14 protein-coding genes and 1 pseudogene are annotated in these 16,428 nt (G+C 41.1%); 8 read left to right on the top strand and 7 right to left on the bottom strand.

Translation table 11 applies throughout. The features are described 5' to 3' along the window. Positions 1-5: 5 nt before the first annotated feature. The gene (locus M1L62_RS05885; protein ID WP_254412097.1) at positions 6-1,379 is read right to left on the bottom strand and encodes a TlpA family protein disulfide reductase; all 1,374 of its coding nucleotides are present in this window, start codon (positions 1,377-1,379) and stop codon (positions 6-8) included. A 477-nt stretch (positions 1,380-1,856) separates the two neighbouring features. Between M1L62_RS05885 and M1L62_RS05890 the strand changes: the two genes are divergently transcribed. Beyond that, entirely contained in the window at positions 1,857-2,162 is a 306-nt protein-coding gene (locus M1L62_RS05890; RefSeq protein WP_254412098.1) for a helix-turn-helix domain-containing protein, read from the top strand. A gap of 253 nt (positions 2,163-2,415) precedes the next feature. On the opposite strand, the gene M1L62_RS05895 is transcribed toward M1L62_RS05890, so the two are convergent. From M1L62_RS05895 to M1L62_RS05920, 6 genes are all read right to left on the bottom strand, one after another. Continuing rightward, positions 2,416-2,553, bottom strand: coding sequence for a hypothetical protein (locus tag M1L62_RS05895; protein ID WP_254412099.1), 138 nt, complete (start codon positions 2,551-2,553; stop codon positions 2,416-2,418). 232 nt (positions 2,554-2,785) lie between these two features. Continuing rightward, the gene (locus M1L62_RS05900; protein ID WP_254412100.1) at positions 2,786-3,196 is read right to left on the bottom strand and encodes a hypothetical protein; all 411 of its coding nucleotides are present in this window, start codon (positions 3,194-3,196) and stop codon (positions 2,786-2,788) included. A gap of 219 nt (positions 3,197-3,415) precedes the next feature. Next, positions 3,416-3,826 carry a hypothetical protein gene (locus tag M1L62_RS05905; RefSeq protein WP_254412101.1) on the bottom strand — a complete coding sequence of 137 codons (411 nt, stop codon included), beginning with the start codon at positions 3,824-3,826 and terminating at the stop codon, positions 3,416-3,418. Between the two features lie 283 nt (positions 3,827-4,109). Then, the gene (locus M1L62_RS05910; RefSeq protein WP_254412102.1) at positions 4,110-6,233 is read right to left on the bottom strand and encodes a DEAD/DEAH box helicase; all 2,124 of its coding nucleotides are present in this window, start codon (positions 6,231-6,233) and stop codon (positions 4,110-4,112) included. 2 nt (positions 6,234-6,235) lie between these two features. Further along, positions 6,236-7,549, bottom strand: coding sequence for an ATP-binding protein (locus M1L62_RS05915; RefSeq protein WP_254412103.1), 1,314 nt, complete (start codon positions 7,547-7,549; stop codon positions 6,236-6,238). Beyond that, positions 7,546-8,997, bottom strand: a complete 1,452-nt coding sequence (locus tag M1L62_RS05920) for a tellurite resistance TerB C-terminal domain-containing protein (protein ID WP_254412104.1) — start codon at positions 8,995-8,997, stop codon at positions 7,546-7,548. The genes M1L62_RS05915 and M1L62_RS05920 overlap by 4 nt, the downstream gene beginning before the upstream one ends. Before the next feature lie 468 nt (positions 8,998-9,465). On the opposite strand from M1L62_RS05920, the gene M1L62_RS05925 reads away from it, so the two are divergent. From M1L62_RS05925 to M1L62_RS05955, 7 genes and pseudogenes are all read left to right on the top strand, one after another. Further along, the gene (locus tag M1L62_RS05925; protein ID WP_254412105.1) at positions 9,466-10,383 is read left to right on the top strand and encodes a BRCT domain-containing protein; all 918 of its coding nucleotides are present in this window, start codon (positions 9,466-9,468) and stop codon (positions 10,381-10,383) included. A gap of 49 nt (positions 10,384-10,432) precedes the next feature. After that, on the top strand, positions 10,433-11,629 hold the full coding sequence (locus M1L62_RS05930; RefSeq protein ID WP_254412106.1) for an HNH endonuclease: 1,197 nt from the start codon (positions 10,433-10,435) through the stop codon (positions 11,627-11,629). Continuing rightward, positions 11,616-12,950: an SMODS domain-containing nucleotidyltransferase gene (locus M1L62_RS29540; protein WP_254412107.1), complete on the top strand. Its 1,335-nt coding sequence runs from the start codon at positions 11,616-11,618 to the stop codon at positions 12,948-12,950. The genes M1L62_RS05930 and M1L62_RS29540 overlap by 14 nt, the downstream gene beginning before the upstream one ends. A gap of 529 nt (positions 12,951-13,479) precedes the next feature. Further along, positions 13,480-13,899, top strand: a pseudogene (locus M1L62_RS05940) (XRE family transcriptional regulator). A 271-nt stretch (positions 13,900-14,170) separates the two neighbouring features. Beyond that, on the top strand, positions 14,171-14,326 hold the full coding sequence (locus M1L62_RS05945) for a hypothetical protein (RefSeq protein WP_254412108.1): 156 nt from the start codon (positions 14,171-14,173) through the stop codon (positions 14,324-14,326). Positions 14,327-15,129: 803 nt separating this feature from the next. Next, complete coding sequence (locus M1L62_RS05950; protein WP_254412109.1) at positions 15,130-15,423, top strand: HU family DNA-binding protein; 294 nt, start codon at positions 15,130-15,132, stop codon at positions 15,421-15,423. Positions 15,424-15,795: 372 nt separating this feature from the next. After that, on the top strand, positions 15,796-16,323 hold the full coding sequence (locus tag M1L62_RS05955; RefSeq protein WP_254412110.1) for a hypothetical protein: 528 nt from the start codon (positions 15,796-15,798) through the stop codon (positions 16,321-16,323). Positions 16,324-16,428 lie beyond the last annotated feature (105 nt).

Consider the following 16,428-nt stretch of genomic DNA (forward strand, 5'->3'; position numbering starts at 1 on the left):
AATGGTTAGTATGTGGAAGAATGCTTGAGAGCGCGGTCCCGGATCACGAGAATTTCCCTGGGCTCTGATTTTTCGACCAGTTTCAGATCGTATTTTGAAAGGGCGCTGTTGACACTTTGCAGATCTGAGAATTTCACTTCCAGATCAAGATCGGCGTAGCCTTCATAGCTGGTCTGATCAACGATTTCCAGCGGCGAGCTCTGCATGTACATCCCGTTCAGACCAATTACAAAATGGGCAAGTTTTCCATGGCGAAGTTTGTAGTTAAATCCGTCGTAGTCATCACTGTATGCTTCCGCCGACGAGCGCATTTTATCGGCCTGTGAGGTCCTGACCAGTGCCAGCACCTTTTTCTGCCGGATTTCAAGTGTCGCCTGGTAGCGTGCAAAAAGCCTGTCCAGATCTTTCTGCATGATATTGTATCCGCTGTCTGCAAGTGCAGAAGGTACAATCAGCTCGTAGCAGTAACAATGCAAAGGCATCCAGTCACGGGCTTTTTGTCCCATGTGAAAAAAAGCCAGGCTGTCTTTCACTTCCACAGCGATCGTAGTGGAAGAAAAAAAGCGTCTCCCCTTTCCATAGGCGTTAGCAAACAGTGTCTGAAGATTCAGATTGGTGAAGGTGACCCGCCAGTTGTCACTGCCGCCGCTGGGCTTATGCAGGGCGGCCCCCCCGCTAAGGCCGGGAATATAACCGCTCAGAAGGGCGTGGTAATTGCTTTGGGCAGAAACATTTTTATTTTGCGCCAAAAAATCAGTCAGCGCTGTCTGCTGGCGGTTGTAGGTCAGTCTGTCTGCATCCTTCTTGATAGAAAGAACCGGGCTGTCACCGCTTAGAAAGGCCTTAATTTTATCGGCCCGGATCTCATCCAGATTCGTGATAGCCCGAAGTACTCCATGCTGATCGATCCATACGTAATGAGGCACGCCGCTGTGCGGAAAGAGCGCTTTCAAATTTTGGTCGCCGACCACTTCCGGCCCCTTTATACGTTGCCCGGTACGTTTGGCAAGTCTTTCCCGGAAAACAGACACCTCCTGGCTGGTTTGATAGGTGACCGGCAGAAACTGCAAACGGCCCTCAAACTGTTTTTCGAGCGAATCCATGCGAGGAATCATCATTACGCAGGGCTTACACCAGGTCGCCCAAAAATCAAGAATCAGCAGTTTGCCCCTGAAATCTGACAGTTTAGCACTTTGTCCCTTGAAATGAAGTATGTTGTCAATGGTCACATCAGGCACCTTTTCTCCGATCGAAGGTGCCCCGAAGGAGTTCAGAGACTGTGCACGTACCGGTTTCCAACACCAGAGCAGAAATATAAAAAGAGAGAAATATAAAAGGTAAGGCAATAGCTTACCTGGGAAGCAAAAACGAGTGTTCATTGCAGCTAAATAATGGAGTGAAAACAATAGAATTCCGTTACGTTTTCAGTAAGGCATAACCTTAAAAAAACGAAGACCCTGAACACCGAAAAACGGATACAAGTAACCAATCATAAAAATCCATATTTCAATCGGGTGGACAGATCACTAAGGCAAGAATCGACATCATACGCGCAATTTGGTTTGTGCTACACAAAGCAACGTGAAACAAAAGGCAATCAATTCAGCTGAGTTCCTAAAATTGGGCGGCGGTTGAACCTTAAAGGACGTGAGACTCAACTTGTTTCATTAGAGGTACTGGTAGACCCTGGAACAGCAAGCTGATCTCACGCCTAGGTCGTGAGCGATTCAACTTGGTCCCGTTCCAAAAATTACTAGTTTTCTAATTGGGACACTAAACGAATGCTTCTAATTTTTTTTTGAAGTATCGCAGTATTTAAACATAACAAATATATAAAAAAATAAAAAGTCATCCAAATGGCTGACTTTTTATTTTTGAAAATTCTTTTGATTGCACCTATGAGTGCAAAATTAGATGAACAAGACTTGTTGATTAAGAACGCTATTGCCAAAAGGATCAAAGAACTCAGAAAGTCCTCCGGTAAGAAGCAAAACCATTTTGCAAACGAAAATTTGGATACTGATAAACAAGCGTTACACAGATTAGAATCCGGGAGAGGTGCTTCCATTTACAGTATCTACAAATTCTGCGATTCCATTGACATTAGTTTAAAAGACTTTTTTGATTCCCCATTATTTACCGACAGAAATAAATCATTCTAAAATTATAATTAAACAACTAACTCATAATCAGTAAGTTACTGGCTCCGCCCCAGGTGCGCCCACTTGAAAATCAAGGACTTAGATTCAAAAACTAAGTCCTTTTTTCTTTGGTTGCAATAAAAGTTGCAATAGTTTTTGAAGTCCGGCATTGCTTGCAATGGACTGAGTCTGTCACTTTAAGAACACTCACATTTATTGCAAGTGCCCTTAAAGTTCTGAATATTTATCTATCGGAAAAGATAAATCCATTGATTTAAGCGTAGCTTTCAAGCAATAAATCTCTTCCGAAGGCGTCGGAATCGAAATATCTTCCCAGATTTTCAAGCGCTCCCGAAAGCATTCCGGTACCCATAACATAGAGGATAGAAATATCTTGCCTTAATAGATTCATTATGAATTGTCACAATAAATTCATAATTTGTATTTAACTAACTTACAAAAGATCATGGGAATTAAACCGGGACCAAAAAGAATTGCTGAGTCAACAGGAAAACCTGACAGGCGTCAACGAGATAACAAAGACACTCCTGCTAATACGCCATCACTAAAGCCGCACAAACACAAGAAAGGAGATTGACAATAAGTTAACTTAAGTAAGTGGAGAGGTGCATAGACTTTCTAAATCAATTTCTCGCTGCATTTAATACCTCCCAGCCGACTTCGGTAGCGGCCTTAGGAGCGTCAACTTTGATATCGAAGTTAACGATTTGCTTTGGATGAAATACATCGTAAAGAGTTACCTGAGTCTCTCCTATTCTAGTTTTTGTACGACTGTAAAATTTAATATTGAGAACTGCATCCTTATAAACTGCTATGGTGGCAGTATTATTAATTCTACCCTGGATGCGATACTTCCCGCCCAGAATTGTGCGCCAATATTTCCCATCGGAATTTAAAAACTTAGATGGGTTATCATACTCATAACTCTCGGCAGAAACGGCATTATGATAGTATTCAACTTCAGGATTTTTATTTTGAACGGATATAGCATAAGCTAAGCCTGCTATAATAATCGTCGGAATTACTACTAACAATGTAGTCTTTATACCTGAGCGCCTCTTGGGCCGTTTTGAATTAAGGTATGGCATTTGATATAGAGGGGAAAGTTTCTCAATAGTATGAAATTGTGTTCACAAAGTAAAGGACGTAGTAGGGGTTAGTTTTTTATAAATCGCTTAATTTAGATATCGTTTAACTGAACAAAGCAAAAGATATTTCTATCTATGTCTAAACCCACAGCTTGTCTGAGCATTTCATTTTCCTAAAGCTTTAAAAATTGCACCGATTAACTTCTTCTCAGTGTATGGAAGGTATTCATCAACGCTGTTATCAGAATTGGTCATGTGGAATACACTTAATGGCTTATCAATATTTATCAAGAAAACTTCCGCATTGTCGGATGTAAATGAAATTCCATTATTATCGAAAATATTGTGAATGGTGTAATGAGTATAGTTGCCCGAAGTTGCAGCAGGGAATATCGATAGCAACAGCCGGTTTTCGCCATCATTTGCTAAATGAAATGCCTTTGGCAAATAACCGTTTAATACATACCTGCATTCATAGTGTTCCGGATATTCTTCCGGCAGCAACCCTATTTTCTCTTCATGTTCAGGATATTTTTTAAGGATTGCATTTAGTATCCTATTGTACAGGTCAAGCATAGATAAAATTCACGTTTTCCAAGGTGTTAAATATTGAAAACAAAGTCATTAGCCCCCCGATCTTCCAAAGGAAATCAATCATAATTTATAGAGTCAACGGAAAAATTCATTCCGTTTTTGCTGATCAAAAGTTAGTTGAGCACTGATTCCGCAGACATTGTCTACGGAATTGGCTTGTGAAAACACAACAACTTCGTTAATCGACAATTTTTAAGAACTCCTGCTGAATCCGCACTGCAAATATCCGCACCTTGTATTTTTACGCGCAGACTAACAGCTTTAATCAAGTAAATCGCACAAAATTCACCCTCTCTATAAATGCCGAAGCATTTTCAAAATCATAATATTTATTAATCAGCAACTCACATTGATATTCAATAGGCAAATACTCTCCCCATTTCGAAAAAGCTAATAAAGAGGGATTTTCCTCCAGATCCGCAGATATGTGAGCGTGTAGGTTAGGTAAGAGCCTCATTGCTTCATTTAAAACAGTCGGTAAATCCTGAGACAATTCCCGAAAAACAAAACTGCTGTCAGACTCTTCATACGTAAAGCTGATGTTCAGCTTTCGAAGAAAGAAAGCCAATGTTCTATTCACAAGTGTTCCTTGGAATGTATACAGCTGTACGACACTGTCTTTATAAAGAACAGGCCGGTCATCTTCCAGGCACTCAATACCAAATCCTGAAAATTCTTTTCGCAGTTGCCGCAAGGCTTCGGAAGCAGTTTCGTCCATTCCAGCTGGCTCCTTTTTTGCGACCAGAACTTCTAACATTCTCTCACGAATCTTTGAATGAACGATGCCCCCATTTCCAGAAAATGCCGGTTTTTTCCCATCACTTGCTGGAATGACGCTGATCTTAGAGGCTTTGTGATCAATGTCTATTATTTTCCAAATTTTCGCTGCAAGCATTAGGTTTTCATTAATCTCTAACTGAGGGGAGAACGGCATTTCTCCAATTGGCTTTTCTTGATGGAGTATTTTGTAAGCTGGCTCTGTTTTGAAAACTGTATAGAAGTCCTTGGAATTTACAATGTATTCCCCGTCGACACCAATGATCAGTTGCCCATTAATCTTTTCTAATAGATTTGTTTCCAACAACCAAGCTACAATGTCTTTTAGCTCATGCTCTTCGATATCAGTGAAAGCGTGATTACTGTGAATATTTTCCCAAAGTTTGTTAAAATCGCATTCAGAAAATTGCTTGACGTAAGCAAGTACCTGATGAAGAAGAATATCGTATGATTTCTTCGCTGGTCTTAACGGTTCAATATAGCCCTCATCAAAAAGATCTAAGCAGGCTAGTGTCTGTAACAGCGACCAAGGATTTGTCGCATAGAAGAGCAGCTTGCTTTTTTCGCCTTCACGCCGCCCGCTTCTCCCAAGCCTCTGTACTAGGGACGATATGGATTGAACCGAATCAATCTGAACGACCATATCCACTGATCCGATGTCAATCCCGAGCTCCAATGTTGATGTACAAGCGATCGCAAAAGGATATCTAACATTTGTTTTGGCGAATGTTTCAATGTACTCCCTCAATTCTTTGTGAATTGAAGAATGATGTGAGAAATAGTAAGGATGCCCTTTAACTCTATCAGAAAGCTTTTTCAACTTCACCGCCACTTCCTCACATCTACTTCGACTGTTTGGAAATATAAGAACCTTATGATCCCTTGTTTCCAAATACAAATTTTTCATTAAGTCAATGGGCAGGTCTGCGCCGTCCGACAAATGATATCTTAGCTTAACATCTACTTCCTTTACCGATTTATCTAGCAATACCTTTGTGTTCGCTTCATCCCCAGTCATAGTCTTGGCCTGCGCATAGTCTCCAATTGTGGCTGACAACCCTACAACAGACGCCTTTCCAGAATTCAGTGGTTTCAGCCGAGCAAGAATGGATTTCAGTTGGATACCCCGATCAGCGCCCAAAAAAGAGTGAATTTCATCAATAACAATGTAATTGACTGCGCCGAACAACTTGCGTGCATTTTGAGGCGCGTTTGCAAGCATAGCTTCCAAAGATTCAGGCGTAATCAAAAGCACGCCACTTGGATTCTTTATGAGCTGCTCTTTTAAGCTGCGGCTTGCCTCGCCATGCCATTTTGTTACCCTTACATCCAAATATGAACAAAGATCTTCGATCCGCTGAAACTGATCATTAATCAGGGCGATTAGCGGGGAAATGTAAATAACCTTCACACCGGGCTCGCGGAAATCTACTTTGGACAAGATTGGCAAAAATGCTGCCTCCGTCTTTCCGGAGGCGGTACGAGAAGCCAAAATAACATGTTCGTCGGACGAAAGTATTTTCTTTATCGCTGCTGCCTGAATGGGGCGCAGGTACTCCCATCGCTTGTCGCGAATGTATTTCCTTATAGGTTCAGATAGTAAGTCAAACACGCCTAAAGTTCTTCAATGTCCGCAAAGATAGATTCGTCTGGTCTCTCGTCGTGAATTTCGATCTCGCCGAACAACTTCCTTTTATCCACTCCAGGGTTTTGTCTGATAATGCTGAGAATATTCAGAAAATCACGAATGACCTCGCGAGGAGTCAGGAATTCTGCCGCGCCAGGTTTGTTGTAAAGCTCTTCCATAAACTGGTGGATGTCGCTGTCCGAAATGTCAAGCTCGACAGAGTAGTGAAAATCAAAAACTTCTTTTAGTTTTTTGAGTAACACAAAAATCTCGTTGTTATCAAGCGGAAGTAGTCTTATGACAGGCTGAGCAAAGTCGCGTATTTCCAGAGTCTCAAACTTGTTGGTCTCTAATCTCGACTTCAAGGCCTGATAACTAAAAAGGCCACGTCGTGGATTTTCAAGAACTTCCTTGGTTCCGGCAAAGTTGATAAACAGATTGCTAACTTTACCTTGAAAGCAATCATTGTAGATCGTAAGAATCTTCTCATAATTCTTTTCACGCATTACTGATGTTGAGATCTTGTACAAATTGATCGCTTCATCAAGGTTAATCATGAACCCAGCATAGCCTATACTCACAAACAACTTGCAGAAGTTTTTAAGCATGTCATAAAAATTAAGGTCGTTGATTATATCCCGCACACCCAAATCCTGCTTGGCTTCTGTCCTTGTTCTGTATTCTCCTTTCAGCCATTTTAATGCATTGCGGCGCAATGCGTCATCTTCCTTGATAAATCCCTCGTAATATTTGGTGATGACCCAGCTAAAATCAAATCCGCCGACCTCAGTAATTTCATTGACGGTTCGAACGATATTCTGCTGAATAAGTGGGCTATGCTTTTCATCGCGAATCTCCCCAAGGCTGATATTGTGGCTAGTAGCCGTCTGCATCATGATTTGCTCGATCCACTTGTCCAGCAAAGTTGCTAATGCACCTCCCTCAGGTTTTGTCTGGATTGCGATGTTATCCATTATTGCTGCATACAGCGCAACTGCCTTCCCGTCGTTGGAATAAAGACGGTTATCGGGTGTAAAATCTGCGTTTGCAACAACAAATTTCTGTTTGAGGGCAACCGTATTCAAAAGATGAAGCATGAAAGACTTGCCCGACCCAAAATCTCCGATCCAGAATTTTACAATACTATGCCCATTCTTCACGTCATCGAGCGCTTTCAAAAAAGCTTCAACTTCGTCCGATCGTCCGACGGTGATATGTTGTACACCAATCTTCGGCACAACGCCTCCAAGTAGTGAATTAATGATAGCGGTAGCTTCTTTGGGTTTTACGTTGGTAATCATGCAGCAAAAATCTTTTTATAATAATTTACATTGATTTCGAATCCCTCTTCACTCTCCTCAATCAACACGTCATCAAGCAACTCCATGCACTGGTCGTTGATGCCATCGATCAATTGATTTTTAAAAAGCCCATTCTGTTTTGCAAAAGAATCTATTGTACCGAATGGCACGACGAACTCCTCACTTTCGAAGATTTGAAGACATTGGCGTTGAACAGCGGAAAGGTTTACAGCGCATCCGTCAACGTTTGATTCGGCCGCTGGGGAGGCTGAATCGACTACTATGATCAATTCTCCATCTGTTACCAATTCAATATTATCGCTTACCTGCTCATTCTCGTCCCGTAAGTACTCGCTTAAAATACTAACTGTTCCCGCATGCTGTCTTTCAACCAATTGAACCGCAGAAATATCAATTTCAATCGACCTTCTTTTAGGGGTATAAATACTAGAAACACCCGTTAAAGCCTTTGGCAAATCCTTTGTTTTGACTAAATCATCAACAATAGACTGGAAGTGTTCGAATTCCTGCTGTTTTGAGAAAAGCTTTTTTTGAATTGTTTTATTTAGCTGCTTGCTATCAACCTGTTTAGAGTTGAGATCGTGCCAGATATAGTGCAGATAAAATCTTAGGCTCTCTGCCTTGTCCCGAGTTGCAAGAAATTTAGACGCTTCGTAGAAAACGTGTTCAACATTCGAGTTTTTTGCATTTAGTTCTCCCAAGCGATAGAGTTGTGCGATGGTCGCGCTTTCGTCTGCCAGCTGATTTTCTATAATTGCTTCAAAGTATATTTTCCATCTGCCAGTCCCTATTTCGTTTAATGCAATCTCCGTCAAATCATCAGGCTCCCCTATGTGCTGCGAACACTTTTTGACAGCATCGTCAATAACCACGGCCAATCGTTCATCAAATAGCGCTTTGATCTCAGGAGAGTAAGGATAAAATTCGGCCTGTATTTTTCGTTTATGATTCCATCGATCCCGGACAACTGATTCACATCTCTTGTAAATGACTTGAAATGCTTCCTTCTCAATAGATTCCTTGTGGCTTCGGACGTCATAGTCGGTCCAATAAGTCGTTTGGGATTTTTGAAAATCCAAAGACTTCTGTGCAATCGCTTCAATCTCGCGACTTAACGTCGAAGCTTCTTTCTTTAAAAAGCTGTTGATTTTCTTTATCGACGCGATATACAACTTGACTATCTCCGTCTCGCAACCTTCAATGGAATTAAAGACATTGGCATCATTCCAAAATTTGTTCAACCAGCCGACCTCCTGTTTCGTCAAAGCAAGTTTATCCTTGTATTTTTTACCAAGCTTATATTCATCAGGATCGTAAGCTGGTGTATGTGCTGATCTATTCTCGAAATCAGAATAATAGCTATCATATGAAATTCTGATGGGCTCAGGTGTAACCTCTATGATGGACTCGTCATGAAACGAATTCATTGTGCGTTTTTGATTTGAAATCGTAGATGCTTGTACCACTGACCGTTTATATACAGAGGTGTCTTGGTAGGTAGAAGATTTGTTTATTTGCCTATTGACCGGCGGACTCACTGACCTGGGCTTAGAACTGTTGTCATTCACTCCGGCCAACTTCGTAACAAGCTTGAAGAAAAAAAACAGTATTAGGCCGATAATTATTAAATATGTCATTAGTTGAGGGTTTGTTGAGCTAAGTTAGAAATAGTTGTCATAAATCACCAGCAGTTTTCCGAATGTATTGAGCTTGAAGCCCAGCTACCGAGATACATTTTAAATCTTCGGCTAAGCAAATCGGCCATTCCATTCACCGAAAGGGAATTTGAAGCTCGCGTCAACTCATTAAAAACCGTTTAATAAGTAATCTGATTTTGTAGAAGTAGGTAGCACAATAAAGTTACTTGTTAGCATAAACCTAACTCAACTTCTCAAATGCTCAACACCTCCCACTTTGACACTTACGACAGCGGCTCGTTCCGCCAATTCTGCGGGCCGGCTCAGGTTCATAAAGATTTAAATACCCTTTATGGGCTCATCGTCGGCATTCAGGCTGATGGCCACATTAATGACAACGAGATTGAAATGCTCCGCGCTTGGATCAGCTCTGTTTCCAGCTTGCAGGCCAAGGCTCCTTACAACAAGTTTGTAGACAAGATCAATGCCGCTATCAGCGATGGTATTGTCACAGAGGAAGAGGCTGCGGATTTGATCTGGCTTTGCAAGAATTATCTGGATTACAACCGTAATCCATACTATGATGTGATCACATCTTCCACGCAACAGCTTGGCGGATTTCTGGCCGGAATCTCGGCCGACCAAACGATCAATATCGAAGAGCTCACTGCCTTGGGCAATTGGACTTCCAACAATGCACCGATGTTCAAAACCTGGCCGTTTGACACGCTGCTACCAGCCATAGAGCGCATCCAGGCCGAGCGGCAATTATCGGCGGATGATCACAGCGAGCTGCTGGCTTTCTGCCAATCCATTACATCCATCAAACCAGCCGAGCAGGAAAAAGTTACCAATCCCGTCAAGCTACCAGAGCAGCAGGTTTCAATCCTGGTCCAGGAATGCACCTTTTGCTTTACCGGGGAATCTTCAAGGTATTCGCGGAAGGAACTGGCGCAAATTGTTGAAATGTACGGAGGCATTGCCGCAGACTCAGTGACCGCAAAGCTCCACTACCTGGTGATATGCGACGTGCGGAACCCTGCCTGGGCATTTGAGATGTACGGGCGAAAGGTGGAGAAGGCCATGAATATGAAAAGGAAAGGCGCCGGCCCAGAAGTGGTTTTTGAGGAGGATTTGTTTGCCTCTTTAACTCCTTTTGGTTTTACTCATAAATAAGCCGATTCCATAAACCCCAAGCAAGTGTATAATCCATCTCGTAACTAGAATGGCAGAATTAACTACAATTGAACTTGATAATTACTCTGTCGATAGGCGTCCGAGTATTAAGGAAGCTGATAGAGTTAAGTTATGGGTGAGATCCGGTGGTAGATGCGCATACTGCAACAAATATCTCTTGGATTTAGTGTATGGCGTAAATGTCGGAGAAATGGCCCATATCGTTGGCTGGACTAAGAAAGCAAATTCACCGCGGGGAGAGGCTGACACGCCCTTGAATGAAAGAAATTTGGTTGAGAACTTGATTTTGCTTTGTGCTGAGCATCACAAAATAGCCGATTCAAAAGAAGCGATTGAGGTCTTTACTGTTGACAGATTGGCTCTATTAAAGAAAAACCACGAAGCACGAATTTTCCGTTTAACGAATCTTAAAGACGACTCAGAATCTGTTGTCATCAGATTGCTAGGAAACATCCGTGGTGGAACTGTTGAATTGTCACAGCAGAGAGCCATGGTCGACTTACTTGATTGTGACAACAAATTTGCGCACTTCCTAGACAGTTTCGATAAACAAGGTGTCGAAATTGATCTAACGACCCTACCTGAGCCAGAGGATAATTGGGATAACTACTGGTCTATGGGGATGCTCATAATAGACAACGCATTTCGAGTAATTATTGAAGGAGTTAAAAAAGGTAAAATTCGGCATCTCTCTATTTTTGCTTTTTCAAGAATTCCTCTATTGGTCTATTTAGGATATAAATTAGATGATAAAATCCCGACACTGCTGTTGCAAAAACATCGGGGCAACACTGAAAGTTGGGTTTGGCCAGAAGATGGTGGTGATATTGAATTTGAAGCCATTCAAACTCAAAACTCATCTAGCTCCAATGTTATCTTGGTTCTGAACATAAGTGGTACAATTGATTTATCTACAATTCCCGATTCAGAAGGCCAAAATATTTACGTCCTTCGCCCTAAAAATGTGTTACCAACTCGGGATACCGTGAGAAAGCGCAAATCTCTCGAGAATTTCACTAAGACCTACCATGATTTTCTAAGTCAGATTGAAGTAGATCATAAATCCTGCTCAGAAATCAGACTGTTTTTAGCTGCCCCTCTCACCGTCGCAATTGTGTGTGGAAGAGGCATAATGCGAAATGTGCATCCTTCTCTCGCAATTTGGGATTATAACGGCGAAACATATGCACCAGCACTAACCATCAACTCTCGTGAAACTAACTAACTACTTCAAATACTTTCTTGAAAATGAAGTGAATCTTAATTCTACCAGGATTGACACCTTGGACGATCGAACTGAGGCTATAACTAATTTTTTGAAAAACTCGCAACAATTCAAGGATAATTTCTTGGATGTAATTCCCCAAGGATCATATGCCCATAAAACAATAATAAAGCCCGTAAAAGCAACAGATGAGTATGATGCAGACGTTTTACTTCACATCGAAGAGTTTGAAGATTGGAACGCCTGCGACTATGTTAATAACCTCTATAAAGCATTCAAGGGGAGTATCTACGAAGACAAGGCAAGTCGGAAAACACGCTGTGTGACCATTAAATATGCAAATGATTTTCACCTTGATATCGTTCCCTATTTAGAAAGGCATGGTGCGAAATATGTGACAAATCGCCATAAAGATCTGTTTGAACTAACTGATCCTGAAAGATTCACAGAATGGCTTGATGATAAAAATCGGATTACAAAACACCACTTCGTCAAAGTTGTCCGCCTGATTAAGTTTTTGCGGGATTATAAGCGAACGTTCAGCGTTAAATCAATCATTTTAAGCACGTTACTTGGCCAGCAGGTTAATGACGTTGCTCTTCTGGAAGATCCTAAATGTTATGAAGATGTCCCAACAGCTTTGTATACAATACTTCGAAAGCTAAGTTCTTATGTGGAAAGCAATTATTATATGCCAACCATTTCTGATCCTGGGGACACGGGTGAAAACTTCGGAGATCGATGGGATCAAGATGGTTGGTTAGTGTTTCGAAGCAAGATCATCGATTATTCTGAAAAAGTATGCGATGCATACGAAGAGACCGATCAGGACAAAAGTCTCTCTAAATGGCAAAAAGTTTTTGGAGAGGATTTCAAAAAGCCAGACGAGAAACGAAATTCGGAACGGAGAATGTCCGATGGCAGCATCGTTAACTACGCAGACACTGAGCAACATCTTTCTGACCTGGGTGTAAATGAGCAAATCAACTCTTCTTTTTTCGTTCAAATATTGGGAAGAGTTACAAAGAAAGCCGGATTTATGGACTTCAAGCTGGCAAGTAGAGGAAGCAGGGTGAAAGTTGGGCGCTCTCTATCATTTAGTATCAAAACCAATGTACCCTGGCCATATGAGGTATACTGGAAAACGCTAAATCGCGGCCAAGAAGCTATCCGGCACAACTCAATACGCGGCCAAATTGTAAAGGGTGAAGATTCGCATTCAGAGACGACGAATTTTCGCGGCAATCACTATGTCGAGGTATATATCCTAAAAAACGGTGTCTGTATTGCGAAGGATAGACAATCTGTAACGATTGTGTGAAGAATAATTCAAAAGTCAGAAGAGCAGGCAGATATTTTCCGTTCGCTCTTCTGCATCCTACCTTCTTTTCATGTTCCCAACATCGCGAAAGAAAAACGCCAGTTCTTTGAAAGAAACAAACCGGTTGTGACCTCTCGGATTATAGCCGGCTTCCTGGCTGAAAAGCCCCTTCATGGATCGGTAAAACCAGTGTACATATCCCAAAGATCTTCAATCCAGGTCTCGGCGTCACTTTGGTGCGGACGGCTAATCAAAGCAGATCTTTGAACTCCTGACCATAGGCGCGGTAGAGATGGTCTAGTGCAGAGTCCTCGGACACGTCGGAGTGTGGCAGTGTGCTCATTATGTTGATTTCTACAATTGTGATACAAATTCTTGCACTAACGTTTTTTCTGCAAAGCACAGAATGACCGCGCCTATTTTCAACACAATCCGACCGGTACCATACATTGCAAAGCCCGTAAGTTATTCAAGTACTTCCCGGCAGATTTATTTAAATTGCCTTTTTTTAACCAACCACCCTTTCCACATGGCACATACTACCTTCAATCCGAAGACCCACGAAGGCCGTAATTTGAAGAGGTTCAGAGAAATGATGACTGTAAAGCAGAATGCGCTAGCGTTTGAGCTCGGCGAAGATTGGAATCAGCAAAAAATCTCACTCTTCGAACAAAAAGAAAAGATCGATTCCGACAGTTTGGAGTAAGTTGCGGCGATTCTCAAAATCCCGGTTGAGGCAATTCGGAATTTAAACGAGGATCAAGCAATTAATATCAGTACAACTACTTTCAATGATCAGGCTGTTGGCAGTTCTCTGAATTACGGAACTATCCAGAAAGATCCAATTGACAATTTAATGCAGCTTCATGAGGAGAAGATTGCATTGTATGAGCGGATGTTGAAGGAAAAGGATGAGATGATGGAGAGGTTGATTGAAAAAAAAATGTAAACCATTTATTAGTGCTTAATATTTCGATAGCGCAAATATTACTATCAATATTTATTCATGATATAAGGCAACTAAGTATACGAAAGATTTTTTTCGAAATTATTGCAACATGTTAATGTTGGCAATAGTATAAACCTGACATTTCAATTGATCGTATGAGCCGGGAAGTGATAGTTTACAGCGAAGACAGGGAGGCAAAGATCGAACTGATAAAAGTTCGACTGAAACATAGTGTCAATACTTATCGGATTTTAAACTGGCTAAACAAATTATGGAAGAAGATGAATTAGACGACTACATCGATACACTCATTAATGGAGAATTGAACAAGTTAATCGAAGGCGATATCGGGCTAGCTACATGTCAATTCTTCAAAGAGGACGATACAAAAGTTGCTGTTCCTTTTGCGTCCGGAGTATTGATTTAATTAGGGGTATCCTGTTATATTTTGACAGCCTCACATGTTATTGAGGACTGGTCGAATACTAATAAATTGATCATACCAATTAAGGATGATTATATATCTGTAGCAGGTCATGCTTATGGAACCGAGTTGGACGGAGATGACAGGCTTGATGTCGCTTACATCAAATTAGCTCCAAGACTAGTTTCAATATTGCGTTCCTATTATCATTTTATATCGATTAGGGAAATGCTTCATCACAAGAAGTCTTTAATAGAGGCAAATTATTGCATATTTGGTTATCCCGTTATTAATCAAAAGCGTATAGAAGGTAAAACAATTACCTTTGGGTCTGCTTATTTTTGCAAGCCAAGATAAGGTTTTTGAATACTATGGATTAAATCCCCTTGCTCATTATGTTTTCGAATTTCAGGGTAAAGCTGTCAATACTAAAACCAATAGGTTGGAGAAAATCAAGACGGAACACTATGGTCTAAGTGGTTGCGGAGTATGGTACGCAGACATCGAATTTAAGCACAATAAATTTAAGTCTTCAGCACATTTATTAGGAATTATGATAGAATTCCGGAAAGGAAAATATGATTGCTTAATTGGTAATCGGATGGAAATAATTCTTGCTACCATTGAAAGGAATGAGGGAATCAAAATTAAGCGGACGATTTAAAGGCGATAAAGAGCCAATGATTGGCTTTGTTAAGCGCGACAACAATTTACCTAATTGATTGGTAAGGTGATTCAAACTCTAATCAATCTTTAGATTATCAAACTTCTGATCTAATTTTACCTTCTTATAACAAACTTGAATTATGACAAAAGCAGACACGGTTCTTAAGATCGTAGAAAAAACAGGAATACAAAAAGAACACGTTGAAAAAACACTGGAAGCATTTTTCGTAACGATTAAAGATTCAATGGCAAGTGGCGAAAACATCTATTTCCGTGGCTTTGGAAGTTTCACAAACAAAAAAAGAGCTGCGAAGACTGCGCGGAATATTTCGAAAAACACAAGCGTGTTTGTTCCGGCACATACAATTCCACATTTTAAACCTTCGGATGATTTTGCAAATCAGGTTAAAGAAGGAAATCATCAGCACGCATAGGCACCTGAATAAATAACTTCCAGTTTTAAAGCCTTGACGGAGCATCGCCAAGGCTTTATTAATTGCACCTCGACAATTAAACTCTGATTATCATAAACTTACACCGTTCAAAAGGGTCCTAAAGAAGTTGTCCCCTTTTGCTACCTTTTACCCTTACTTGGCTGAACAGCCCTTAAATTTCGGCATTTAGACCGGTAATTCTATCAAAAAACCCAAAACGTCCTAAAAGGGTCCAAAAAAAGTTGGACTTTATTGCTACCCTATCTAAGTGTTTACTTTGTGACATCAATAAAACGAGCCGCAGCATTCACAAGGTGTCAGGATGTCTAAAAGGCTTCGAAAGTTCAACTTCTCAAGTAAACCAAATGCCCTATGTTAACAGCTAATCCATGGGTGGCCTATGTATCAATTGTTACCCCGCTGCTCTCTGCCTACTACCTTCTGGTCGGTTTTATTTTCTACCGCCATGATCTAAAAACCAGGATTTCGAGGTGGAGAAGTCCACCAGCCAAAACTAGCGATCTTTCTTTCCAACCAATACAGGTTGAAAACGGATATTCAGAAGAGCCAATTAAATTTAATTCTGAGTTTAAAATCCCTCAGGCTTATCAGGAAGAAGACGTTGAATCGGAACAGCCCTGGGAAAACGAAGGTATGATGCAGCAGTTGGAGCAATTATCGTTTCATCTAAAACAAGCCATCGAAGAAGCGCATAACAAAGAGTACAGCAAAGAAGAATTCATTCTTCTTACTCAAATGACATTTAAGGAATATCCCGCCCTATATGGCACACCGTTCCAGCTTTCGGTCAACCATTTGATTGAAGCGGAACTAGCAAAATACGGCTTTATCCACCTGAACAGTGAAGACAGGTTGAGGATGTGGAATCAGGTTGATTGATGAGGCAGTTTCTGTAGGTAAGCTTCCCGTGCGTTGCGGGAAGGCCCCTACCGGATTTTAAAGTAGCAGTGCATGTTCAACTTTAAACAGATAGAGGAGATGAGA

Source organism: Dyadobacter diqingensis (assembly GCF_024220585.1).
In the GTDB taxonomy this organism is placed as follows: Bacteria; Bacteroidota; Bacteroidia; order Cytophagales; family Spirosomataceae; genus Dyadobacter; species Dyadobacter diqingensis.